At 41.6% G+C, this 23,152-nt stretch carries 24 protein-coding genes and 1 pseudogene; 17 read left to right on the forward strand and 8 right to left on the reverse strand.

Features of this window, described 5'->3' with window-relative positions:
- Positions 1-1,614 (reverse strand): ABC transporter substrate-binding protein SapA, encoded by a 1,614-nt coding sequence (gene sapA / locus QNK26_RS00890; RefSeq protein WP_319220377.1) that lies wholly within the window; start codon positions 1,612-1,614, stop codon positions 1-3.
- 293 nt (positions 1,615-1,907) lie between these two features.
- Between sapA and tyrR the strand changes: the two genes are divergently transcribed.
- From tyrR to QNK26_RS00905, 3 genes are all read left to right on the forward strand, one after another.
- Positions 1,908-3,476, forward strand: a complete 1,569-nt coding sequence (gene tyrR / locus QNK26_RS00895) for a transcriptional regulator TyrR (protein WP_319220378.1) — start codon at positions 1,908-1,910, stop codon at positions 3,474-3,476.
- Positions 3,477-3,620: 144 nt separating this feature from the next.
- The gene (locus tag QNK26_RS00900) at positions 3,621-4,268 is read left to right on the forward strand and encodes a DUF3108 domain-containing protein (protein ID WP_319220379.1); all 648 of its coding nucleotides are present in this window, start codon (positions 3,621-3,623) and stop codon (positions 4,266-4,268) included.
- 75 nt (positions 4,269-4,343) lie between these two features.
- The gene (locus QNK26_RS00905; protein ID WP_319220380.1) at positions 4,344-5,747 is read left to right on the forward strand and encodes a cobyric acid synthase; all 1,404 of its coding nucleotides are present in this window, start codon (positions 4,344-4,346) and stop codon (positions 5,745-5,747) included.
- Positions 5,748-5,867: 120 nt separating this feature from the next.
- Here QNK26_RS00905 and pdxH read toward each other — a convergent pair whose 3' ends face one another.
- Together pdxH and QNK26_RS00915 are read right to left on the reverse strand one after the other, a co-directional pair.
- On the reverse strand, positions 5,868-6,521 hold the full coding sequence (gene pdxH, locus QNK26_RS00910; protein ID WP_319220381.1) for a pyridoxamine 5'-phosphate oxidase: 654 nt from the start codon (positions 6,519-6,521) through the stop codon (positions 5,868-5,870).
- A 9-nt stretch (positions 6,522-6,530) separates the two neighbouring features.
- Complete coding sequence (locus QNK26_RS00915; RefSeq protein WP_319220382.1) at positions 6,531-6,794, reverse strand: GrxA family glutaredoxin; 264 nt, start codon at positions 6,792-6,794, stop codon at positions 6,531-6,533.
- Positions 6,795-7,111: 317 nt separating this feature from the next.
- Here QNK26_RS00915 and pssA point away from each other — a divergent pair, with 317 nt between their 5' ends.
- The 4 genes from pssA to QNK26_RS00935 all read left to right on the forward strand — a co-directional run bounded on the left by pssA (position 7,112) and on the right by QNK26_RS00935 (position 10,298).
- Positions 7,112-8,461: a CDP-diacylglycerol--serine O-phosphatidyltransferase gene (gene pssA / locus QNK26_RS00920; RefSeq protein WP_319220383.1), complete on the forward strand. Its 1,350-nt coding sequence runs from the start codon at positions 7,112-7,114 to the stop codon at positions 8,459-8,461.
- Between the two features lie 212 nt (positions 8,462-8,673).
- Positions 8,674-8,976: an HlyU family transcriptional regulator gene (locus QNK26_RS00925; RefSeq protein WP_319220384.1), complete on the forward strand. Its 303-nt coding sequence runs from the start codon at positions 8,674-8,676 to the stop codon at positions 8,974-8,976.
- 36 nt (positions 8,977-9,012) lie between these two features.
- Positions 9,013-9,654: a peptide-methionine (S)-S-oxide reductase MsrA gene (gene msrA / locus QNK26_RS00930; RefSeq protein ID WP_319220385.1), complete on the forward strand. Its 642-nt coding sequence runs from the start codon at positions 9,013-9,015 to the stop codon at positions 9,652-9,654.
- Positions 9,655-9,656: 2 nt separating this feature from the next.
- Positions 9,657-10,298, forward strand: coding sequence for a M50 family metallopeptidase (locus QNK26_RS00935; protein WP_319220386.1), 642 nt, complete (start codon positions 9,657-9,659; stop codon positions 10,296-10,298).
- On the opposite strand, the gene QNK26_RS00940 is transcribed toward QNK26_RS00935, so the two are convergent.
- The 3 genes from QNK26_RS00940 to QNK26_RS00950 form a co-directional block, all read right to left on the reverse strand.
- The gene (locus tag QNK26_RS00940; protein ID WP_319220387.1) at positions 10,274-11,155 is read right to left on the reverse strand and encodes a 4'-phosphopantetheinyl transferase family protein; all 882 of its coding nucleotides are present in this window, start codon (positions 11,153-11,155) and stop codon (positions 10,274-10,276) included. The two genes, QNK26_RS00935 and QNK26_RS00940, sit on opposite strands and share 25 nt — an antisense overlap.
- A 54-nt stretch (positions 11,156-11,209) precedes the next feature.
- Positions 11,210-11,758 (reverse strand): hypothetical protein, encoded by a 549-nt coding sequence (locus QNK26_RS00945; RefSeq protein WP_319220388.1) that lies wholly within the window; start codon positions 11,756-11,758, stop codon positions 11,210-11,212.
- 69 nt (positions 11,759-11,827) lie between these two features.
- A complete protein-coding gene (locus QNK26_RS00950) occupies positions 11,828-12,610 on the reverse strand; it encodes a sulfite exporter TauE/SafE family protein (RefSeq protein WP_319220389.1) in 783 nt (260 codons plus the stop codon).
- 285 nt (positions 12,611-12,895) lie between these two features.
- Here QNK26_RS00950 and QNK26_RS00955 point away from each other — a divergent pair, with 285 nt between their 5' ends.
- From QNK26_RS00955 to QNK26_RS00980, 6 genes are all read left to right on the forward strand, one after another.
- Entirely contained in the window at positions 12,896-14,242 is a 1,347-nt protein-coding gene (locus QNK26_RS00955; RefSeq protein ID WP_319220390.1) for a PLP-dependent aminotransferase family protein, read from the forward strand.
- 57 nt (positions 14,243-14,299) lie between these two features.
- Positions 14,300-14,926 (forward strand): hypothetical protein, encoded by a 627-nt coding sequence (locus QNK26_RS00960; RefSeq protein WP_319220391.1) that lies wholly within the window; start codon positions 14,300-14,302, stop codon positions 14,924-14,926.
- 80 nt (positions 14,927-15,006) lie between these two features.
- Positions 15,007-15,408 (forward strand): hypothetical protein, encoded by a 402-nt coding sequence (locus QNK26_RS00965; protein WP_319220392.1) that lies wholly within the window; start codon positions 15,007-15,009, stop codon positions 15,406-15,408.
- A gap of 220 nt (positions 15,409-15,628) precedes the next feature.
- Positions 15,629-16,762, forward strand: coding sequence for a hypothetical protein (locus QNK26_RS00970; protein WP_319220393.1), 1,134 nt, complete (start codon positions 15,629-15,631; stop codon positions 16,760-16,762).
- Positions 16,752-17,657: a metal ABC transporter solute-binding protein, Zn/Mn family gene (locus QNK26_RS00975; protein ID WP_319220394.1), complete on the forward strand. Its 906-nt coding sequence runs from the start codon at positions 16,752-16,754 to the stop codon at positions 17,655-17,657. Before QNK26_RS00970 ends, QNK26_RS00975 begins: the two co-directional genes overlap by 11 nt.
- Before the next feature lie 3 nt (positions 17,658-17,660).
- Positions 17,661-18,449 carry a metal ABC transporter permease gene (locus tag QNK26_RS00980; protein WP_319220395.1) on the forward strand — a complete coding sequence of 263 codons (789 nt, stop codon included), beginning with the start codon at positions 17,661-17,663 and terminating at the stop codon, positions 18,447-18,449.
- A 99-nt stretch (positions 18,450-18,548) separates the two neighbouring features.
- Here QNK26_RS00980 and yfbR read toward each other — a convergent pair whose 3' ends face one another.
- Positions 18,549-19,127, reverse strand: a complete 579-nt coding sequence (yfbR, locus tag QNK26_RS00985; protein WP_319220396.1) for a 5'-deoxynucleotidase — start codon at positions 19,125-19,127, stop codon at positions 18,549-18,551.
- Between the two features lie 314 nt (positions 19,128-19,441).
- The gene (locus QNK26_RS00990) at positions 19,442-20,659 is read right to left on the reverse strand and encodes a pyridoxal phosphate-dependent aminotransferase (protein WP_319220397.1); all 1,218 of its coding nucleotides are present in this window, start codon (positions 20,657-20,659) and stop codon (positions 19,442-19,444) included.
- Positions 20,660-20,885: 226 nt separating this feature from the next.
- On the opposite strand from QNK26_RS00990, the gene QNK26_RS00995 reads away from it, so the two are divergent.
- The 4 genes and pseudogenes from QNK26_RS00995 to QNK26_RS01010 all read left to right on the forward strand — a co-directional run.
- A complete protein-coding gene (locus QNK26_RS00995; protein ID WP_319220398.1) occupies positions 20,886-21,338 on the forward strand; it encodes a PaaI family thioesterase in 453 nt (150 codons plus the stop codon).
- Positions 21,339-21,348: 10 nt separating this feature from the next.
- Positions 21,349-22,152: a glycerophosphoryl diester phosphodiesterase gene (locus QNK26_RS01000; protein WP_319220399.1), complete on the forward strand. Its 804-nt coding sequence runs from the start codon at positions 21,349-21,351 to the stop codon at positions 22,150-22,152.
- A gap of 48 nt (positions 22,153-22,200) precedes the next feature.
- Positions 22,201-22,914 carry a hypothetical protein gene (locus QNK26_RS01005; RefSeq protein ID WP_319220400.1) on the forward strand — a complete coding sequence of 238 codons (714 nt, stop codon included), beginning with the start codon at positions 22,201-22,203 and terminating at the stop codon, positions 22,912-22,914.
- A gap of 16 nt (positions 22,915-22,930) precedes the next feature.
- Positions 22,931-23,152 (forward strand): annotated as a pseudogene (locus QNK26_RS01010) (aminodeoxychorismate lyase); the annotation flags it as partial.

The raw sequence follows: 23,152 nt of genomic DNA on the forward strand, positions 1-23,152 counted from the left end.
TTATTGCCGTGCTGTATTAATGAAATTGATACCACCGAAAGCAGTTGTTTCAACGCCTGTTAAGCCACTAGTATAAGCATGTAAGCGTAACGAGTGTGCCAGTGGAATAAGTGGTAATTCTTGCTGAATAATTTCTTGAGCCCGGTAGTAGAGGGTGACTCGGTCAATATATTCCGTTTCAGTCACTGCTTGATTGATTAAATCGTCAAACTCGGAATTACACCAGCGGGTATAATTAGAGCCAGTATTAATCGCGTTACAACTGAGTTGAAAACGAAAGAAGTTATCTGGATCGTTATTATCTGCAGCCCAACCGAGCAAGAAGCTATCATAATCTGCTTGTTGTAGTTTCTTTTCCATGAGTTGCCACTCATATTTTATAATTCTTACTTCGATACCAATTTGTGCTAGCTCAGCTTGGATAAGCTCTGCCATTTTGACTGCATCAGGGTTGTAAACTTGCGATGATTTTAACGCCATAATATCCATACTAAAACCGTTGGGATAACCAGCTTCGGTCAATAACTGACGTGCGTAGGCAAGGTTATATTTGTAGCTTTTAAGATAAGGATTATAGGCCCAAGAGACGGGGGGCAAAATAGATTTAGCGTTAACACCAGTATTGTAATAAACCGCTTGTAACAAGGTATCTTGATTAATGGTATGGGCTAATGCACGGCGTATTTTAGGATTGTTAAACGGAGCCTTTTTAGTATTGAAAGCCCAATAAGCCACGTTTAGTCCCGTTTCTACCGAAATCTTAACGCGGTCATGTGCACTGATCATCGCGACTTGGCTGGCGGCAGGATAGGCCATGATATCGCATTCTTGGGTTAATAATTTTGCTAAGCGTGATGATGCGTTAGGAGTGATATCAAAAATTAATTGTTCAATTTTGGCATTGTCGCCCCAATAATCATCGTGTCTTTGATAGCGAATAAAATTATTCGCGCGGTATTCTTTGAATTTAAATGGCCCAGTCCCAATCGGTAGATTATCCATATCACTTTGCTGGTTTATCGCGATTAATGCATCACCATATTCAGCAGATAATATGACGCTGAAATCACTGGCTAAATTAGCAATAAATGAAGAGTCAGGTAACACAAGTTTAAACTCAATGGTGTAATCATCAATTTTTACTAACGATTTAATCTGTTGGTCTAGCTCGATGCCTTCGAAAAACGGATAACCAATGTTCGAGACCGCATGATAAGGATGGTTTTTATTTAAAATTCGTCCGAAACTAAACAACACATCATCAGCATTAAAGGTACGTGTTGGCGTAAAGTAATCGGTTTGATGAAAACGCACGTTCTCACGCAAGAAGAAGCGATAAGAAAGGCGGTCTTCAGAAACTTCCCAATCAATCGCCAATCCAGCTTTGAATTGCTGGGTATTTGGATCGATAAATAGCAAGCGATCGTAGAGCTGGCTGGTCGTCGCATCGAGTGTCACATTAGATGTAGCCATCTGAGGATTGAAGGAGTTAGGACTACCTTCAGTGCAATAAGACAAGCCGTTTTGTTTTATTTGGGGTTGCTCATCACATGCCGTTAATAGCAAGACAACGGTTAGTGGCAGTATATATTTAATCAAATTTCGAATATGCATATTGTTTTATCACGATTACTCACCTTGCTAATTTATCATTAAGGTAATGTTCAACCAAGTTAATCCGTGTCTTTTACACCATAATAGTTAAATTTATTGCAATATGATGTAAAAAATCGAATCGTATCAGTTAGTTTTTAACTGTGTTGTGCCTTATTTAGCAGCATTATTAAGTTATTCATTTAAATCGAGTATGCGGATTATATTAATATTAATGGATACATTTTTATTGGCGCTAGGGCTCAAGTTTACATGCTATTATAAGCACATAGTACTTTATGGTGGTTACAGTGATGCGTTTGGAATTAGTTTGTGAAGATAGAGTTGGTATTAGTCGAGAGATCCTTGACTGTTTTTTAGCGCGTGATATTAATTTATCTGCTATCGAGATCCAGCAACCTGACCGGGTATTTATTAAATCACCGAACCTAGAATTTTCTGATTTACAGGCATTGATGGCAAGCCTCCGCCGTATTAGCGGTGTATGCGATGTGAAAACAGTCGGTTATTTACCTTCTGAGCTCGAACACCAAGAAATTCAAACCTTGATGACTAATTTACCCGACATCGTATTCTCGGTCGATGTGAAGGGCTTAGTGTCTTTGGTTAATACCCCTGCATTGACCGCGCTGGGACTTTCAGAGTCACAAGTGAAAGGGCATTGCATTAGTCATTTTGTGAAAGGTTTTTCCATTACTAAGTGGCTAGAATCAGATGAAGTTTGCGCGCAAACACAAAAGCTGACGTTATTGGATGAAGACTTTTTGGGGGATATCTTACCGTTGAGCATTAGCAGTGATGTTAATCAAGTCGCGTTATCAAAAACCGCCACTACCGTGAGGCCTGATGAACTTGTTGGTGCGGTTATCATTCTAAAATCAGTCGATCGTATTGGTAAACAATTTAATTTTTTACGCACCTTTCAGTTTGCCGCATTTGATGAAATTCACGCTAAAAGCGATAAAATGAATGCGCTCATTCATACCGCTAAAAAACTCGCGATGTTAGACGCACCATTAATGATCTTAGGTGAAACGGGCGCAGGTAAAGAACTTATAGCCAAGGCCTGTCATCAAGCCAGTGGGCGCTCACAAAATCAATTTTTAGCACTCAATTGTGCTGCCGTTCCTGATGCAGTTGCCGAATCTGAATTGTTTGGCGTCGTGACAGATGATGGTGAAACCAAACGTGGTATTTTTGAACTGGCTAATGAAGGTTCGGTATTGCTGGATGAGATTGGTGATATGTCGCCGTACTTGCAAACCAAGTTTTTACGTTTGCTCGAAACTGGTTGTTTTCGCCGCGTCGGTGATGAGCAAGAAGTGCGTGTTGATGTGCGTATTTTTTGCACCACCCAAAACGATTTACCTAAGCTTATCAGTGACGGAAAATTCCGCCAAGATTTATATTATCGTTTAAATGTGTTATCGATGACGGTGCCTGCGCTACGTGAACGTAAAGAAGACATTATTCCGCTTTGCAATTCTTTTTGCACAGTGTTTAGCCATGAATTGCAACGTACTAAGCCACAGTTAAGCCGTAATGTATTAGAGTTATTACAATCTTATCCGTGGCCGGGGAATGTGCGCGAATTACGTAATGTGTTATATCACGCGTTAACCTTGTTAGAAGGTGACACCCTAAATTTGTGTGATTTAAACTTACCGAAAGCCAAGAGTGAAGCCTATGATGAAGCCTTGTTTGATGGCTCATTGGATGAAGCCTGTAAGCGTTTTGAAAAACTATTATTACAACGCTTATATCCGTCTTACCCAAGTACACGTCAATTGGCAAAACGCTTAGGAGTATCACATACTGCGATTGCGAATAAATTACGTGATTATCAAATTACTAAAAAATAGCATTATCAACCACCAATCTGTTTATAGACTAAAATGGTTAAGGCTCGCATCGTCTTATGCGAGCTATTTTTGGACGGAGTCAGCTCGATGAACGTTTTATCCACCTTGTTTTACACTATCGTATTTAGTATAGGGACCTATGCTATGACTGCATCTGCCGTACAGGCTGAATTATATCCTTTTCAAGCTAAGTATTCGGTCTATTACAAAGACGTAAAATTCGGTAATAGTGAACGTTTATTACGCCGTTTAAATAATTATGATTATAAATTAACAAGTACTGCTTCGGTATTGTTAGGGTCGGGCAGTTATGAAAATAACTCCTGGTTTAAATTACACAATGGTTTATTAACCGCGCAACGTTACAAACATGAAACTACCGTGGTTGGTTTTAGCTCGGTATCATCGGGTATTTTTGATGATGAAGGCAATATCGTCATGGATTACGATGACAATCAAGTGCAAGTGAAATTACAATCCCATGTGATGGATGTTGGCGCAATGACTATTCTGTTGCAAAATGACCTTAAGCTTGGCAAACAAGCATTCAATTACCAATGGGTATTTGAAGAGAAGGTCGAAGCCATTGAGTTCGAGTTATTACAAGAAGAAACCATTAATACGATCTTTGGCGAAATGCAAGCCGTGAAGCTTAAGCAAGTAACCAAGAAAAATCGTATTTCTTATTTCTGGTTTGTACCGAAATTGGATTATCAACTAGCGAAAATTGAAGTCTATAAAAAAGGCAAACGTTGGGCTTATTTAAAATTATCTGACTTGTCTTTCCAATAATCTTACCTGCCTGTTTACCCCGACTAGGCTTCCCGTTACACTGCTGATATTCACTTGTAATCAGAACGATATGAAATGACAAAGCCAATCATGATAATGGGCTGCACGAGCGACGCGGGTAAAAGTTTCGTGGTTGCTGGTTTGTGCCGTATGTTTGCCAACCGAGGAGTGAGTGTCGCTCCCTTTAAAGCGCAAAATATGAGTAATAACGCTGCCGTTACCGCTCAAGGTAAAGAGATTGGCCGCGCCCAATACTTACAAGCCATTGCTGCTAAAGTTATCCCTGACGTACGTATGAATCCAGTCTTACTTAAACCTAGTGCTGATACCCAAAGCCAGCTCATTTTAAACGGTAAACCAGCCCCTGAATTGAGTAATATCCCTTGGATGGAGCGTAAAGAATACCTCTTTAATCATGTTGAGAAAGCCCTTGTTGATCTGCAACAAGACTACCAACAAATTATCATTGAAGGCGCGGGCAGCCCGGCAGAAGTTAACTTACGCGCCAGTGATATCGTCAATATGAGTGTTGCATTGGCCTGTAATGCCGATGTTTATTTGGTTGCTGATATTGATAAAGGCGGGGCATTTGCGCATTTACTTGGCACTTTTATGTGTCTTGCCGAAGCTGAGCAGAAACTGATTAAAGGCTTTGTATTAAATAAATTCCGCGGTGACCCGCTATTGCTAGGTAATGCAATGGACTGGTTAGAAGCCAAAACAGGCGTACCAACGGTGGCCAATATCCATTACTTTCCGCATCAGTTACCGGAAGAGGATACCTTACATCATCGTGCGGCCTATAAAAGTGACCATATTAATATAGCCTTAATCGCCTACCCGTATGCCGCCAACATGGATGAATTTGATAATCTGATCCATCAAGATAATGTCAGTGTTGTGCCACTACGTGATGGTCAATCATTAACTGATTTTGACGCCATAATATTACCTGGCAGCAAAAATACTGCAGCGAGCTTATTACATTTACGTGAATCAGGATTAGCCAACGAGATCTATAAAGCGGCGCAACGTGGTCAACCAATCTTCGGTATTTGTGGCGGTATGCAGCTGTTGGGTGAACAGATCCTTGATCCGCACTATATTGAAGCTGGTGATGAACAAGGTTTAGGGCTACTGCCTATTATCACTGAACATGCGCAAACCAAAACCACAGTGCAACGTAATATTAACTGGCAAGGCTTTAAATTATCCGGTTATGAAATTCATCATGGTAAAACTACGATCAGTGATGCTAGCCAATCAACAGGCTGTAAAGGCTTTATCGAAGCGGATTTAGGTTGGCAGAAAGGTAATGTTTATGGCTGTTATTTACACGGTTTGTTTGATAACAAAGGCTTTATTAATCAGTTTTTAGCTAATTTAGGCTGGATAGGTGAAGCCGATGATCATGCTGTGAGTCTAGATGCTGAATTAAATCGGGTTGGTGATATGTTCGAGAAATTGAATTGGTTGTAGGGCGTATAGCTTAGCTATCGGTAATAAAATAACAATAGAATGGCAAAGTAAATAAAGCAGGTAAACGCTGTTACCTGCTTAATATAGTGGTGTATATGCGCTGCTAGAAATAATATTCGGCTATGGCGCTAGGCGATCAACACGCCAATCATCCCCATCTTTCACATAACTAAAGCGATCATGTAAGCGATCGGCTTTACCTTGCCAAAATTCAATACTACTTGGCTTCACTACATAGCCGCCCCAAAATTCAGGTAATGGTACTTCTTTATCGGCAAATTTATCGGTGAACTGTTTAACTTGTTGTTCAAGGACTTTGCGTGAACTGATCACTGTACTTTGTGGTGATGCCCATGCGCCGATTCGGCTACCACGTCCGCGAGACTGGAAGTAAGCATTAGAATCTTCAGCTGAGATCTTTTCGACCACACCTTGAATTCGCACTTGACGCTGTAAAATATTCCAATGGAATGTTAACGCGACATGTGGGTTATGAGCGAGCTCTTGGCCTTTTCTACTGTCGTAATTGGTAAAGAAAACAAAGCCTTCTTTGGTCAATTCTTTGAGTAGTACAACACGGCAAGAAGGATCACCATTAGCATCCACAGTAGACACTGTCATGGATTCAGGCAATATGATGCCGCAGTCTTGCGCCGCTTTGAACCAGTTTTGGAACTGTTCAAATGGGTCAACACTGGGATCGAGATCGGGCAAGTCGATTAATACGCCTTGCCCTAGGGTAAATATACAACGAATTTTATTTAATAAAGACATAGTTAAGCCTTATGCATATAGACCCAAGTTTTCTTTAGCGTACTGTTCAAATTCAGAACAACCACCAAGGTGTTTTTGATCGATGAAAATTTGTGGAACAGTATTTACTGGTACACCGGCTGATTTTTCTAGGTCTGCTTTGCTGATACCTTCTGCAAGCATATCGATGTAGTTGTAATCGAAATCTTCATTATCAGCTTTTAATGTTTCTGCAATTTGTTTTGCACGTACACAGTAAGGGCAACCAGGACGACCAAAGATAACTGTAAACATAATATTAAATACTCCGGGAAAATAAAATTGGTTTAGCACGCTATGTGTACTTTCGTTACAAGTATTAGTGGCTAGTGAGTGACTTCACTCTTAATGCTTACATAATATGTTTTTCTGAAATAAAATGAAATTGTTTATTGAATAATAATTGATAGGAATTAGCTATTGATGACGAATTTAACATTATCAGTATAACTTCTGTTAAGAAATGTAAATTTTTCGCACCGAGTTCGAATAATTGCAGAGATAAATAGCAATCAGGATTGTAATCAGTGATAATTATCTATTAATTTTTATAAATCAGCTTGAAACGACATATGAAATCATTAGAGTTTTATCAATCTACGATTACCAACTTAAAGCAACTGCCGATGTCGGCAGAGCATATTGATGTTTTACTTTCTGCGCATGATTTTAAAACAAAAATATTAGACTTAATTGCTTCATCTTCGAAACGCATTTATATTTCGACTTTATATCTCCAAGATGATGATGCGGGTAAAGAGATCCTTAACGCGCTTTACCAAGCCCGAGTGAATAACCCAGGATTAGTAATTAAAGTGTTCGTTGATTTTCATCGAGCACAACGTGGTCTCATTGGCCAAAAAGAACATGGCGGTAATGCCGACCTCTACAAAGAGATGCGCAAAAATCTGGGCGATAAGGTGACTATCCTTGGAGTGCCAGTGAAAGGTAAAGAAGTATTGGGTGTATTACACCTGAAAGGCTTTATCTTTGATGATACCGTGCTTTATAGTGGTGCGAGTATTAATGATATCTATCTACATCTAGGGGATAAATACCGTTGTGATCGTTATCATGTACTTTATAACTCTGCTTTAGCAGATAGCATGGTCGCTTATTTAGAAGATTACTTTGTTAGTCAAAGCGCGGTAACACGACTTGATGATGATATGATCCCGTCAAGTAAAGCGATAAAACAAGATATACGTCAGTTTAAACAAACGCTACGCAGTGCCCAATATCATTACATCAACACGCTACCAGAAAGTAACGAAGTAGGTATCACACCTATTTCAGGTTTTGGTCGTCACGGTAATAAATTAAATCAAACTATCACCAACTTATTACGTTCGGTCGAAAGTGAAATTACGATCTTCACTCCGTATTTTAATTTGCCGCTATCCATCGCCAAAGATATTAAGCGCCTATTAAAACGTAATGTGAAAGTGACGTTGGTCATCGGTGATAAAACTGCGAACGACTTCTACATTCCACCGTCAGAACCGTTTAAAGTGATATCTGCGTTGCCGTATATCTATGAAAGCTATCTGTATAAGTTTGTGAAAAGCTGCCAGCCTTTCATCGACCAAGGTCTGCTTAATGTGAGATTATGGAAAGATGAAGGTAATAGCTTCCACCTTAAAGGTATATGTTGTGATTTTAAGTATCACCTATTAACAGGTAATAACTTAAATCCACGTGCATGGGGTTTAGATTTAGAGAATGGTATTTTGATCCATGATACTAAACAGTTATTAAAAGAGTCCCTGCAAGCTGAGCAAGAGCATGTGTTGAAAAATACCCGTCGTATTGAACACCTTTCTGATTTAGAAAGCATGACGGACTATCCTGCTCCAGTACAGAAGTTTATGCGCCGTATTAAAACCACGCGCTTGGATATGTTACTCAAACGTATCTTATAATATAGCGATTGTTAAACGCATAAATTATGCTAATAAAGGCTTGTTACTGTTTCGGTAACAAGCCTTTGTCGTTTTAATGACCAGACACTTAGTGTGATTCGAATGAAATGAGGATGTAAATTAGTTTCATTCTTAGTAAATACTATTGCTCTGGTCTAGCTTGCTGATTATACTCTGATTAACTATCAAACAATTATACTGGCTGTGATTTCATGTTCGGATTATTAAAACGATTTTTTTCTGACTCAGATATTAAACCTGTGGACAACACTCCAAGCGTTGAACCGGTGCATTATAATGGCTATCTTATCTTTGTAATGCCACAGGAAGAAGCCGGTCAATACCGCGTAGCGGGTTTAATTGAAAAGCCGGTTGTCGGCGATGTAGACGCTGAGAATTTAAAACACCAATTTATTCGTTCTGATGTTTGCATGAGCAAGCCGCAAGCTGAACAGATCACCTTACAAAAATGCAAGTTATTCATCGATCAAGTTGGCGATAACATGTTTAAGTGATCGATTAATTTTGACTAATTAACGCTGGAGTTCACTATGTTTTTTGCAAAAAATAAGCTAACCATGGTCAGCAAATCGGATGCACTGCCGGATAACCCAACGGCAATACCTGTTGATGCGTTACATTATGTATCTGGAACCAATATGGTGCCGCCTTTTGTTGCCCAATATCACGTATGCTATTTCGCAATGGGCTGTTTTTGGGGCGCGGAGCGATTATTTTGGTCGGTACCCGGTGTTGTGACTACAGCGGTCGGTTACCAAGGTGGTTATACTGTCAATCCAAGTTATCAGCAAGTATGCACAGGTCAAACAGGGCACACGGAAGCTGTGTTAGTGGTTTTCGATCCAGAAGTGATTAGTTATGCAGAATTATTGATCTTGTTTTGGGAAAATCATCAGCCGACCCAAGGCATGCGCCAAGGTAATGATCAGGGTACACAATACCGTTCAGCACTGTATTGCACTTCGCAGCAACAATTGTCTGAAGCCAAAGCTTCTGCAGCCTATTATCAACAAGCGCTGACTGATGCTGGTAGTACTGAGATGATCACCACTGAGGTTGATCTGGCTGGCCCCTTTTATTATGCCGAAGCCGATCATCAGCAATATTTGGCGAAAAACCCCCAAGGTTATTGCGGCTTAGGTGGCAGCGGTATTTGTTACCCGAGTAATTAAAGATGATCGCAAGAGATAGACGAATTTTATTTATACTTGTGTTCACAGTGCTGGCTTTTATGTGGCAAAGTGCGTTAATTGCACCACTTAAAATTCTAGTGGTGTTCTTACATGAGCTTAGCCATGCACTGGCGACTTGGTTAACTGGCGGTAAGGTTGTGGAGTTTGTGGTCTCGGCTTATCAAAGTGGTCATGTTCGCTCTGTGGGTGGCTCACGGTTTATTATTCTGAGTGCGGGTTATTTGGGGTCATTACTGTTTGGGCTGTTATTTTATGCCGCCAGTAGTCGCCGCAAGACCACCGATATTAGCTTAGCGTTATTAGCTATTACCATGTTGTTGGTTGCGATACTCTTTGGTGGCACCTTATATACTATTGGTTTTGCGGGCGTTATTGCTGCGCTGATCATGGTGTTATTAAAGTATGCCAGTGCGGCGATTAAGCAAACCGTGCTGTTAGCGTTTGCCAGTGCCAGCATGATTTATGTGCCGTTAGATATTTGGCAAGATACCATCGTGCATAGTGGCTCATTATCTGATGCCCGTATGTTAGCCAATGAAATGGGTGGTGCGACCTTTATGTGGGGCGGTCTGTGGTTTGCAGCTAGTTTGTATTTTATTTATTTAACCTTACGAAAATCCTGATCTAAGCTTGCCGTTAGTATATTGATATGAATATTGGCATTATCAGTGAGTTCAATATCGCTGATAATGCTTAAATCAAACGCTTTACCGTGCTCTTTATTAGCCACTTCATAACAACCTGAATACACATTTAATGGCTGGCAAGACTCAAACACATTATCACGTAACAGTTTTGCTATCGGTTGCTTAATCGCTTTTGCTAACGCTTCTTTTAATGTCCAAATACGATACCAGGCCATAGCATGGACTGCTTTGGCGATCTCCTCAGCGTTTGTGCTATCTTCAACGTCATCTTCAATTTGAGCCAGACAGGCTTGTAACTCTTGTGCATGGTAGTAATGCTTAGCGACTTTGGCGAGAGAGCGTTTGGTCGAGATCCATTCTAAATCAACCCCCAGTTTAATGGCTGGTATTGTTGCTTGGTTTGTCGTCGACATATTTTTTGTGGACACCAGCGCAATGAGCACTTGACCATGCGAGTGGGAAATACAGCAACGTAGGGAGATAATCTCGTCATGATGGTAGACATTCAAACAGGTATCTTTGTCATCAAACAGCACACACAATGCGTCAAAATCATAGCCTAAATGCTCGCTCGCATAGGTCTTAATGATAAAGCGGCTAGCGAGATACTCTTGTTTGGCTTGCAGTTGCTTACGCTTAGCGAATATAACTTGTTCATGGGGGTGTAAATACTGCTTAGCCAGTGCGGTGATCTGTTCGCTCTCTATGGTATTGCTGTTAAATAAATACGCATCAATGGCCCCAGTACGACTATCACTAGCAGCGTTGCTCGGAAAGTCGGCATGCGAAGTAAAGGTTAAGCGTTGGCTAAAGAATACTGCTGTGTCTGGCATTAATGATGAGACCGTTATAGTGCTGTGGACTGAAAGTATAACAATCTCTTGCTATTACTTCAGTAAACGGCGTAATTTTTTTTGTTGTAGCACGAACCATTCCGGTGTTGTGGTGGTGATTCCTTCTGGCTTCAGCTTCGGGTGAGATACCATGATTTTATTAATGGTTAATTCTTGCTGTTGCTCGACATCAATAAATAATATGGTTTTGCCATTTTCGAGGTATTGTTTGAATGCTTTGCTATTAATGTTGGGCAGTTGAATACCAATATGATCACCTTCCCAAGTACAAAAAACCAGTACCATTAAAGCGAACATGATAATCGGCATGCCGCCCAGAGGGCCATTATACCAGCCTTGAATATAAGTCAGTAACAAGATACTGATGGCGAACACAATGCCAATGACACTACCGATATCACCGGGCTTAATTAAACCTTTCTTAAGTGAGTTATCCACTTCATATAAATGGTGCTTACCTAGGGATTGATCATTATTGCTTAAGGTATGGATCTGGCTTTTATCTATGCCATAGGATTGCAATTCATGTTCGATAATTTCCAGTTCATCAACCGAATCGACGATATAGTAATGCCTTAACATGTTAACCACCTTTACAGCTCAATGGTATGAGAATAGTTTTAGCGCACAGCTTTATTATAGTAGAAAATGCTATAGCAGAAGAAACTTATAGCCTAATGAGGCCATCAATAACATCAGCGATACTGATAATGTTTTACGTACAAAAGCGGGACCAAACTTCATTGCTGACGCACTGCCTAAATGATTGCCCATCAGATTCATGAAAACTAACGGGATCGCTAACATATACAGTAATTTTCCTGCCAGCATAAACGCAATCAGTGCACCAATATTCGACGAGAAGTTAAATAACTTTGATGTTGCAGATGCCGAGACTAAATCAAATTTTAATAAGTAGTGCAGCACTAATATCAAGAAACTGCCCGTACCAGGTCCAAAAAAACCATCGTAAAAACCAATCGAGAATACCGCTAATGGTACGCCAAAATAGATAACCTTGGTATTAATAGTCTGTTCACTGTGATGATTATCCTGCTTGGGTATAAAGGAGATGACAATACCTATGGGTAGCATCGCGAGGATTATTTTACCGACAGTATCAGGATCAAAGTAGAGGATCGCTTCTGCGCCCAAGTAAGCGCCAACTAATCCTGCGGGGATCCCTGATGCGGCAGCTGTCCAGATCACCTTTTTATTTTTAACGAAGTTACGGATCGCCGCAATGGTACCAAGCGTACTTACTATCTTCTCTTGCCCTAGTGCGACTTGTGGTGGCAGTCCCGCCAAGATGAACGACGGCACCAATATTAGGCCGCCACCGCCTGCAATGCTATCAATAAAGCCTGCCGCGAAAGCCGCTGTCATTAATGCTAGCAGTATCCATAACGTAATATCCGATCCAAAAATGTCCATCGTTATTATTTCCTCGGGGTAAGTAATTTGGCCATTTTGATGATCTTTATTTGATCTTTATTTGATCTTAACTGGATCAGGGATGGCGAATTGTGATGACATATGTCAATTTATACGGTATTGCATTACCATGAGGTATGTCAATTATATTTGTACAATTAATTAACAAATATAATTGTACAAATAGACAGATGTAATGGATCTAGCTCTGTATGTTTTATTCCAGCAAGGTAAACTAAGGGCAATTAAGATTATGTTTTTGCAGTGTTCATTAGAGGCAAGTGAATGAGTGATATTAAGTTTCGACAGATCGCCGAAACCATTGAAGCTAGAATTAATACCGGTGTGTATCCAGCTAATACCAAATTACCGCCACATCGGGTGCTCGCTGATGAGCTTGAAACTACCCCTACAACGGTGTCCAAAGCCTATAAATTATTAGCAGAGAAAAACAAAGTTGAATCCTTTGTTGGTCGCGGCACGTTTGTCTGTGGTGGTGCTGAATTGGAAACCGTGATCCAAGCGCCAGACGATAACGCCGATTATAACTTTTCAATTTTACAGCCTTGCTTAAAACACAATATCTTACCGTTGCAGGCCGCCTTTCAACAAACCTATGCGACATTGCCGAGTGAGTTATTGGGTTATATCGAACACTCTGGGCATTTATCCCACCGACAAGCGGGGATGAAGTGGGCGGCGGAATTTGGTTTATCGGTATTGGATCCTGACGATATACTACTTGCCAGTGGCGCGCAGAATGCACTGGCAATATTGATCCAGACCTATACCAAACCGGGCGATTGCATTGCTGTCGAAGCCTTTACGTATCCTGGTATTCTTTCTATCGCTAATTTACTCGGTCGCCGTGTTGTTGAAGTAGCGATGGATAGCGAAGGCATGTGCCCGACTGCACTGAAAGATACTATGCTTAGCGATAAGCCAAAAGTGGTTGTCATTGTGCCGTCACATCAAAATCCAACGGGTGTAACTATGCCGCAAGGGCGTAGAGAAAGCATTGCTAAGGTGATTGCAGCGGGTAACATCTGGCTATTAGAAGATGATATTTATGGCTTTTTAAATCCAAGCGTCATTCCTGCTATCAGTAACTATATACCGGAAAAAAGCTTTCATATTACCAGTCTGTCGAAAGCGATTAGTCCGGCGTTACGCTGTGCATTTATTAAAGCGCCAAAAAGTGAGATCCGTAAGGTCGGGGCATGTATTCGTACCTCTATCTGGCTAGCTTCACCGCTTAATTTTGCGGTGGCAACCCAATTGATTAATTCGGGGGCGGCGTTTTCTATGGCGAATAAACAAAAACAATTGGCTGCACAGCGACAAGCGTTTGTAGCAGAGTTGCTTGGCTTCTTAGCGTGTTCGAGTCAACCGACAAGTTATCATATTTGGGTTAAGTTACCGAAAAATTGGCGACAAGAGCATTTTGTGATGGAAGCTAAAAATCAGCAGTTATTGGTGAGCAGTGGTGGTTATTTCTCGCAACAGAGTGATAAAAGTAACCATATCCGTTTATCGTTAATGGCTATTGATGACGAGCAGCGTTTTCAACAAGGTGTTGTATCGCTAGCTAATTTACTCCAAGATGGGCAAGGTTCACACTTCCTGTTTTAATTATTTTGACAGGTTAGTATGTCGACCCATAATACGGCATTAGACTAAGGAGAGTTTATGTTGAAAAATACAATAACGGGCATGCTTATTTTAAGTTGTTCTGGCTGTGTTTTATTAGAAAAGAAAGATCCGCTACCACCAGTCATTGATCCCGCGGATGCAGAAGTTCCGGTATTACTATCAACGCCAACATCGGCAGCTGAATGTGCAGGTGATATGGAGCTACCTGTCGAGTTTAGTCGTAAATTTACCGCGGTATCAGACCCCGAACTATTGGCGCAATCTATCGGTGAAGCCAATGAAGGCAAACTCTGTCAGGGTCAAGTCTATGTCGCTAAACAGAACACCCAAATAATGCTGTTTCGAGCTTGGAATGATACCAACCCTGGCAGTGAGTTTGGGGATTGGTGGGCACTAAAAAGCCCGCGTGGACAAATAGCCCAATATCGTCGCGACTATCAAATATGTTACCAATGGTCACCATTAGATAAAATGACGTTGTGTAGTTTAAAAGCAGGCGCGAAAGTGGTGATTGGTACAGGGCAAAGTGCCACGTGCTCATCCTATCTTGCTTATCCAAGCTCAGCTAAGAAACAAGTCTATGTAGCGAATGCCGAAGCCAATCTGTTTGATTGTAATAGCTACAATGCTGAATTTAACTGGACGCCTATTATTAGTAATTAATCAGCCTAATGTTATTGCTCGCAAATATTGGGCATCGTATTAAGCATCAATAGTAGCCATAAACGATAGAGTGGAAAGGTATGAAATATTATCAACGTGGGGTGTTATTTGCCGCTACTGTCCTTTTCTCTAGCGTGAGTTTTGCTGCCGATAACGTCATTGTGCGTTATCAGCAGACCCATGATACGCAGTTACAATCTATCGCCAAAAAGTTGCAGTCAGATAGCAGTATCCAAGATGCGATTAATTTGATGAATACAGAGTTTATCTTTCCGCAGCCGTTAACGATTGTCTTTGGTAGTGATGATGTGAATTATGCGTACTTGTTAGAAGACACCGGCTTTTCCGTTGAACGTGGAGATTTTTGTATCAGTGAGTATGACACGATCGCGAATAATTGGCTGACAGTATTAGCCCCTTATATGGTATCCGCTACCAAGGGTGATACAGGCGTAAATATAGAAAATGCACCCACTGAATAAATAACACTCCCGATCATAAAAAGTTAAATCACACCAAATTACGTTACTATTCTCCCTGTAAATACCGCTCACACTTACGCCATTATTTTAATAATATTTATCGTTATTTTTATACTGTTTAAATTTCATACAGTTATATTTATCGCTTGTCTTTGTATAGTTATGTTATAACATAACAATATGTGAAATGTTATATTATAACAATTAAGGAAGATAAACAGTGAAGAAGAAATTGGTTTCCCTCGCAATCAGTAGCATTTTGGCATCACCAGCTTTCGCTAATACATTGTCAAACCCACAAATCGGTGTGGTGCTTGATGGCTATTATCAAAATGGTGAGCGTAATAACTCAGAGCGTAGCGAAGGATTTGGCCTCGGCCACACCGAAATTAGCATGTCCGCGAATATTGACGACAAGTTCCACGGTGTATTAACGACAGTGTTAGAAACGCATGGTGATGAAACGGAATTGCTACTAGAAGAAGCATTCATTCAAACATTAACGATGCCATATGGCTTTAATATCCGCGGTGGTCGTTTCCTGTCTGACTTCGGTTACATGAACAATCAGCATATGCATTCAGACAGCTTCGTTGAGCGACCTGTTGCTTATCGTACTTTCTTAGGCTCTCATTATTACGATGATGGTTTACGTGCCAACCTCGTATTGCCTACTGACATGTATGTAAAACTAGGCGTTGAAGCGTTAAGTGGTAGCAAGATGTCTGCTGTGGATGATAGCACCGCCGTCGGTGTATATACCACGACATTAAAGATTGGTGATGACTTCTCTGAATCATCGAGTTGGCAGTTTGGTTTAAGTTACTTACGTAATGAAAATGGTAAAGTGACGAGTTTTGAAGAGCACAGTCATGATGAACACGGTCATGACCACAGCCACGCTTCCGCTGTGACTGGCGCGAATTTATACGGCGCTGACTTTATCTGGAAATGGGCGCCTAATGGCAATTATAAATACAGCAATTTCACCTTATCTGCAGAGTACATGCTGTTAGATGACATTTTGGATAGCAAATTCAAAGGGGAGAAAGATGCCCCGGATACGCTAGCGGCTTATTACGTATCAGGAGTATATCGCTTCACACCAAGCTGGTCTGCGGGTATGCGCTACAGTGATGCTGAAAGTTACGACGGTCATGCTCATGGAACCCACGTACACTTAACCTCTTTGAGTGATAGCGAGATCGAAGCTATGGTGGCTTGGGATTCTTCTCACTTTGGCACTGTACGTGCGCAATATACACGTGTTGAAAACCAAGACAAAGCCACTGATAACGTATTCACGCTGCAATATGTAATGACGTTTGGGGCGCACGGTGCTCATGCGTTTTAAGATCCATAAACTGGTGCTCGCAGCGAGTGCTGCTATTTTGACTTCTCCGGCGATGGCGTTAAACATCTTCGTGTGTGAACCAGAATGGCAGGCTTTGTTAGCTGCCCATGCGCCAGAGGCGACTATCTATTCGGCAACGACTGCAATGCAAGATCCGCATTACGTGCAAGCAAGACCGTCTTTAATTGCCAAGATGCGCCAAGCGGATATGGCAATGTGCTCAGGCGCTGATTTGGAAATTGGTTGGCTGCCCATGTTGCAAGCGCGAAGTGCCAATCCTGCAGTGCAAAACAATAAGCACAGTATGTTATATGCCTCTGAAATTGTCAGCATGTTGGATAAGCACGACCATGTCGATCGTAGCATGGGTGACATTCATGCTCACGGTAATCCACATGTGCAATTTGCTGCTGACAATATGATCCGACTTTCTCGCACCATAACTAAGCGTTTGGAAACCATAGATCCAGATAATGCACAGGCATATCGCCATAATGGGGCGGCGTTTCGTCAACATTGGCAGCAAAAGCTGGTGGAATGGCGTCAACGCGCAGCTCCGCTACGAGGTAAGCAAGTGGTGAGCTATCACGCGACTTATCGTTATCTCTTTGCGTGGTTGCAGATGACGCAAGTCGCAGACCTTGAGCCTAAACCTGGTGTTTCACCGACCACCGCGCATTTGCAATCGTTGACCAAGTTAGACCCAGCGTCGTTTGATGCGATTATTTATTCTTCTCATCAGAATAAACGTGCGGCTAATTGGTTGCATCAGCAAACGCACAAGCCTGTGATCCAATTACCGCTAACGGTATCGAAAGAGCAGCGCCTTGACGAACTGTATGACGAGATTCTGGATGACTTGCTCAGTGTACTTGCAGAACCAGTGAAGAGCTAAGCCATGTTAACGGATTATCTTTGGCTAGCACCCGCTGTATTATGTGGTCTGATTGCGCTGGTGGGCAATGTGATATTAGGGCAACAAGTGCTCGCGCGTAAGATCATTTTTATTGATTTGGCGGTAGCGCAAGTTGCTGCATTAGGCGCTGCATTTAGTCAGTATTGGCTAAGCAGTTTTGACATATTACCCGAGACTTGGTTAGGGCAAATGATCGGCCCTTGGGTATTGTCGCTGATGTTATGTGGTTTAATTGCCTTGATGGAAAAACATTATCAGCAACATCTTGAACCTATGATCGGTAGTCTGTTTGTAGTTTCTGCTTCATTGGCGATTTTACTGGCAAGTAAAGACCCGCACGGGGCTGACTTTATTCAAGGGATATTAAATGGTCAGTTGTTATGGGCTACGTGGGATGATGTTTGGCCGTTAGCAATCATTACAGCAGCGATGTTGGCTTTAGTGACTATGAAACCGGCATTTATGCAGGGGCGTGGATTTTACGTTATCTTCGCTATATTGATGCCAATAACGGTGAAATTGACGGGTATCTACCTTGAATTTGCGTTATTGGTGATCCCTGCGTTATGTGCATCCGCTTTAAAAGGTATACGGTTTTTTATCGCGAGCATGGGCATTGGCGTAATGGGTATTATGTCGGGAATCGTATTGTCAGCACATTATGATTTCCCCAGTGGTGCCAGTATCGTGATTACGTTATTTGTCTCTGGTGTATTGTTTCATTTATTGCTGCAACCTTTGTTGCTTAAGACTGACGTTCGCGCGTCATAGACTAACATCAGCATATAAATAAAGGCCTGATTTCAGTATATATCTGGGATCAGGCCTTTTATTATAAACTTGATTTCTTCACTTCACGTTAATGGCGTATTAATCCATATCATCAAACGGCTGACCTATACTGGGTAAGAATACATCAAGGAAATATCGAATTTCATCAGTCATGCGATCATCAAGGGCGGTTTTACAGCGTAATTTTGCTTTTGAAAATTCATGATTACCGCAGCTTTCTTCTTCAATACATTTCATGTGTGCACACAGAATATCAGCGTCTTTGACTAACTGTTTATACGTTGGGTCTAGATCGGGCGTTGATAATAACGGTTTGTAAGCATCACGTAATTCCACTGGCAGCATGTCTAATAACGTCTGCTCTGCGGCTAACTCAATCTTGTTATATTCTCGAATGATGGCTTTATTATAATATTTCACTGGGGTAGGTAAGTCGCCAGTTAGCACTTCGGTAGTATCGTGGAACAAGGCCATTGACGCCGCTTTGTCTGGATCATAGCTTTTGCCGTAATAAGTATTGCCAATTAAGGCAAGGGCATGGGCAACCATCGCCACTTGTAAGCTGTGCTCGGCTATATTCTCGTGCGTAACGTTACGCATCAACGGCCAGCGGTAAATGAGTTTCATGCGGGCGAGGTGGGCAAAAAAATGGCTCATAACGTTCTCCAAATAAGAAAGGCACCTCATGACAATACAGGCTAGGTGCACGTAAGTCATCGGTTTCATTACTGTAGCATGAGTTAGGAGGTGGCGAGTGTTTAAATATCACTTTGATGGCGCTAGCCGTTATATCAATGAATTAGTCGAAAGCAGCTTACATATAAGAATAGGTACGCGCAGTCGATATCTTATGTTGAACAAGCCAGAAGCTCTTTTTTATATAGCAAATTGTGAGTTCAATTTAGGAGGAAAGACAAAAAGGCGTCATAACGACGCCTTTCTGATATCTACTTCTGTATTATAACCGCAAACTAATCTTGGCGATAACTCTTCAAGAAATTCGCTAGTTTGTTAATCGCAACAGTCAGCTCTTCAACACGTGGTAAGAATACTACGCGGAAGTGATCGGGGCGACCCCAGTTAAAACCAGTGCCTTGTACAATCAATAACTTTTCTTGTTGTAACAAGTCTAAGGCAAATTTCTGATCGTCTTTGATGTTGTACATCTCTGTATCAATCTTCGGGAAAAGATACATCGCGCCTTTTGGTTTCACACACGAGATACCCGGAATTTCATTTAACATCTTCCAGGCTAAATCACGCTGTTCCAGTAAACGGCCGCCCGGTAGAATCAATTCATTAATACTTTGATAGCCACCTAACGCCGTTTGTATCGCATGTTGCATCGGTACGTTAGAGCACAGACGCATCGAGGCCAGCATTTCCAATCCGGCAATGTAGTCTTTAGCAAGGTGGGTTGCACCGCTTAATACTAACCAACCAGAACGGAAACCAGCAATACGGTAAGCTTTAGACAAACCATTGAAAGTCACAATCAGGATATCTTGCGCCAGTGTACACATAGGCACATGCTCAACACCGTCATATAAGATCTTGTCATAGATTTCATCAGCAAAAATAATCAGTCTGTTCTGACGCGCAACTTCAATGACTTCAAGCAAGAATTCTTTGCTGTATACTGCACCCGTTGGGTTGTTCGGATTGATTAGAACAATGCCTTTGGTATTCGGGGTTATCTTGGCTTTAATATCATCCAGATCCGGATACCAATCAGATTCTTCATCACAAATGTAGTGCGTTGCTTTACCACCCGAAAGGGTAATTGCGGCGGTCCACAATGGATAATCCGGTGACGGTACTAAGATCTCATCACCGTTATTCAGTAATGCCTGCATCGACATCATGATTAATTCTGATACACCGTTACCCAAATAAATGTCGTCAATTGATACATCCAACAGACCTTTCTGTTGGTAATGTTGCATCACAGCTTTGCGCGCAGAATATAACCCTTTTGAGTCACAATAACCTTGGCTTAACGGCAGGTTATGAATAACGTCTTTTACGATTTCTTCTGGGGCTTCAAAACCAAATGGGGCGGGATTCCCGATGTTTAATTTTATTACTCGGTGACCTTCTTCTTCTAAGCGATTCGCTTCTTTTAATACTGGCCCACGTATGTCGTAACACACGTTATCTAACTTATGAGATTTTTCTATTGAGTACATCCCGTCTCCACCGCTTTAATTATGTTTGTTGTTAATCTTTCTGTAATAAAAGTACCGTATATAAGGCATTGTTGGAAGTGATATTTGGTGTTCTACACGATTTATTGTTGCGTCATTGTTAATTGATAAGATTCGGGTGTAACATTATCAGCAATGGTTACCAGATTGCGGTAATTTTGTGAGAGTATTGTTGTATTACAACGCTAAATTGAATCAAGGAAAGAACATGAGCCAGCAATTAAACCCCGCAAAAATGAGTGGATTACAGATTTTACAAGCGATGACAGAAGGGCTTTACCCCCATCCATCTATTTGCGACACCATGCCAATGCATTGTGTTGATGTCAGCGAAGGGTATATTCACTTTAGTGTACAGGCCGATGATCGTCATTTAAATCCGATGGGTGGTGTACACGGTGGCTTTGCAGCAACGGTACTCGATTCAGTGACTGGCTGCGCGACACATACGACATTGGCTGCTGGTGAGAATTATGGCACGGTAGATTTGAATGTAAAAATGGTGCGCCCGATCCCAAAAGATACGCTGTTATATGCTAAGGGTAAGGTATTAAACGTATCTAGAACGGTGGTTATCTCTGAAGGTGATATTCGTGATGCGGAGGGTAAGCTTTATGCCCACTGTACGGCAACCTGTGTGATCACTCGTCGAGTTAAATAGGCTACTCTCTATGACAAATACAACTTCTGAAATAGCAGAGAATACATTTCAGTACAATCCATCAGCCAGTGAAAATGCCGGAAAGATGGTGATGGGGCATCGTGGTGCGTCTTCTATTGCCCCAGAAAATACCTTAGCGGCATTTCAATTAGCCGAACATCACAATGTGCCTTGGATTGAAGTTGACGCCGATATGCTTGGTGATGGTACGGTGGTCATTTGTCATGATGCCACGCTCGACCGCTGCAGCGATCATAACGGTTTATTACGCGATAAAATCGTTACCGACCTAGATAATATTGATGCAGGGGCGTGGTTCGGATTAGATTTTGTTGGTGAGCGTATTCCCACGCTGGTGGAGTTGATCTTATTCACCAATGAAACGGGTATGAACCTGAATTTAGAAATTAAGTCGGGCCCAGATAAAGTTGCTACGGATCGGTTAATTGATGGCATTATTCGCGATATCAACCATCACTGGCAAGGCGGTCAACAATTATTGATCTCCAGTTTTAATCATTTGTTGTTAGCCGAAGTAAAACGTCGCGCACCGGAAATAAGTTTGGCGTGTTTGTTTGGTTCGCCATTGCCCAATGACTGGCTTACTTCTATGCAATATGTCGGCGCTGAATTTGTGCATCCTAAGGAGCAAGGTTTGACCGAATCGCAAGTTAGATCCATGACCGATGCGGGATATAGCGTGAATGTGTGGACCGTGAACAATTTGGCAAGAGCCAACCAACTGTATAATTGGGGGGTAACAGGTATCTGCTCTGATATTCCCCAGCAGTTTCCACCTTGTTATAGAAACTAAAAATACCGTAATAGCGCATTAAAATTCCAAGGATAAGGGAGACTGTGAATGACCAATAGGGATCGTTGTGCTGTCAGCGAGCGATTAGCGTTACGCTGGCAAACATTATTACAAGACAATTTTAGTCACCTTACTATTGCGCAGATACAGCAAGCTTGGGCACGCTTGTTATCGCATTACCAAGAGCTGCATCGTCATTACCATGATATTAACCATATTGAAGGCTGTTTTATTTGGTTTGACCGCATAGAAGACCAACTGGATGATCCATTAGCTGTGGCGTTGGCCATTTGGTTTCATGACATTATTTATGATGTCAGGCGCAGTGACAATGAAGTGAAGAGTGCCCAGTATGGCGTAACGGCGCTGACTAACTTTTCGGTATCAACGACCTTGGTGCAAAAGGTGTATGAGCTAATCTTACTTACTCAGCACCCAAGTAAGCCAACAGGCATGATTAATAGTGTGTCTGACTCTTTCTTCAACCGCACTCACAATGATGTACTGACGAATATCCATGATCAGGCGTTATTTCTAGATATTGATTTAACTATATTAGGCCAGAATAGCGCTATTTATGCACACTATGAAAACGCCATCCGCAGCGAGTATCAACATGTGCCGTTGTGGGTGTATAAATTAGCGCGTAAACGGTTACTTAAACAGTTTTTACGTCAGCCGATGATTTATTATTCAGATTATTTTAAAGAAAAATTTGAATGCCAAGCCAGAGTGAACATACAATCAGTGCTTAAGCCATAATGGAATACATTGAATCATGATTATTAATGGAGCGCCGAGTCAAGCTGTCGCGATTGCCGACCGCGGTTTTAATTTTGGTGACGGGCATTTCACCACTATCAAAATGGCCGCAGGACAAGCACAGTTGTTAGCTCTGCACATGGCGCGGTTACAGCAAGCGTGCGCGGCGTTAGCCATTGAGTTTAGCCAATGGGATGAACTGATTGCGGCAATCATTGAGCAAGCGCTGACATTACAG

The organism is Moritella sp., from assembly GCF_033791185.1.
In the GTDB taxonomy this organism is placed as follows: domain Bacteria; phylum Pseudomonadota; class Gammaproteobacteria; order Enterobacterales; family Moritellaceae; genus Moritella.

Coding starts and splice junctions, on each gene's coding strand:
- QNK26_RS00905 (WP_319220380.1), top strand. CDS start 4,344: ATGACAAAGCCAATCATGATAATGGGCTGCACGAGCGACGCGGGTAAA.
- QNK26_RS00940 (WP_319220387.1), bottom strand. CDS start 11,155: ATGCCAGACACAGCAGTATTCTTTAGCCAACGCTTAACCTTTACTTCG.
- QNK26_RS00975 (WP_319220394.1), top strand. CDS start 16,752: ATGCGTTTTAAGATCCATAAACTGGTGCTCGCAGCGAGTGCTGCTATT.
- yfbR (WP_319220396.1), bottom strand. CDS start 19,127: ATGAGCCATTTTTTTGCCCACCTCGCCCGCATGAAACTCATTTACCGC.
- QNK26_RS00965 (WP_319220392.1), top strand. CDS start 15,007: ATGAAATATTATCAACGTGGGGTGTTATTTGCCGCTACTGTCCTTTTC.
- tyrR (WP_319220378.1), top strand. CDS start 1,908: ATGCGTTTGGAATTAGTTTGTGAAGATAGAGTTGGTATTAGTCGAGAG.
- QNK26_RS01005 (WP_319220400.1), top strand. CDS start 22,201: ATGACCAATAGGGATCGTTGTGCTGTCAGCGAGCGATTAGCGTTACGC.
- QNK26_RS00960 (WP_319220391.1), top strand. CDS start 14,300: ATGTTGAAAAATACAATAACGGGCATGCTTATTTTAAGTTGTTCTGGC.
- pdxH (WP_319220381.1), bottom strand. CDS start 6,521: ATGTCTTTATTAAATAAAATTCGTTGTATATTTACCCTAGGGCAAGGC.
- QNK26_RS00945 (WP_319220388.1), bottom strand. CDS start 11,758: ATGTTAAGGCATTACTATATCGTCGATTCGGTTGATGAACTGGAAATT.
- QNK26_RS00955 (WP_319220390.1), top strand. CDS start 12,896: ATGAGTGATATTAAGTTTCGACAGATCGCCGAAACCATTGAAGCTAGA.
- QNK26_RS00950 (WP_319220389.1), bottom strand. CDS start 12,610: ATGGACATTTTTGGATCGGATATTACGTTATGGATACTGCTAGCATTA.
- QNK26_RS01000 (WP_319220399.1), top strand. CDS start 21,349: ATGACAAATACAACTTCTGAAATAGCAGAGAATACATTTCAGTACAAT.
- QNK26_RS00900 (WP_319220379.1), top strand. CDS start 3,621: ATGACTGCATCTGCCGTACAGGCTGAATTATATCCTTTTCAAGCTAAG.
- sapA (WP_319220377.1), bottom strand. CDS start 1,614: ATGCATATTCGAAATTTGATTAAATATATACTGCCACTAACCGTTGTC.
- QNK26_RS00995 (WP_319220398.1), top strand. CDS start 20,886: ATGAGCCAGCAATTAAACCCCGCAAAAATGAGTGGATTACAGATTTTA.
- QNK26_RS00980 (WP_319220395.1), top strand. CDS start 17,661: ATGTTAACGGATTATCTTTGGCTAGCACCCGCTGTATTATGTGGTCTG.
- QNK26_RS00990 (WP_319220397.1), bottom strand. CDS start 20,659: ATGTACTCAATAGAAAAATCTCATAAGTTAGATAACGTGTGTTACGAC.
- QNK26_RS00935 (WP_319220386.1), top strand. CDS start 9,657: ATGATCGCAAGAGATAGACGAATTTTATTTATACTTGTGTTCACAGTG.
- QNK26_RS00925 (WP_319220384.1), top strand. CDS start 8,674: ATGTTCGGATTATTAAAACGATTTTTTTCTGACTCAGATATTAAACCT.
- QNK26_RS00915 (WP_319220382.1), bottom strand. CDS start 6,794: ATGTTTACAGTTATCTTTGGTCGTCCTGGTTGCCCTTACTGTGTACGT.
- msrA (WP_319220385.1), top strand. CDS start 9,013: ATGTTTTTTGCAAAAAATAAGCTAACCATGGTCAGCAAATCGGATGCA.
- pssA (WP_319220383.1), top strand. CDS start 7,112: ATGAAATCATTAGAGTTTTATCAATCTACGATTACCAACTTAAAGCAA.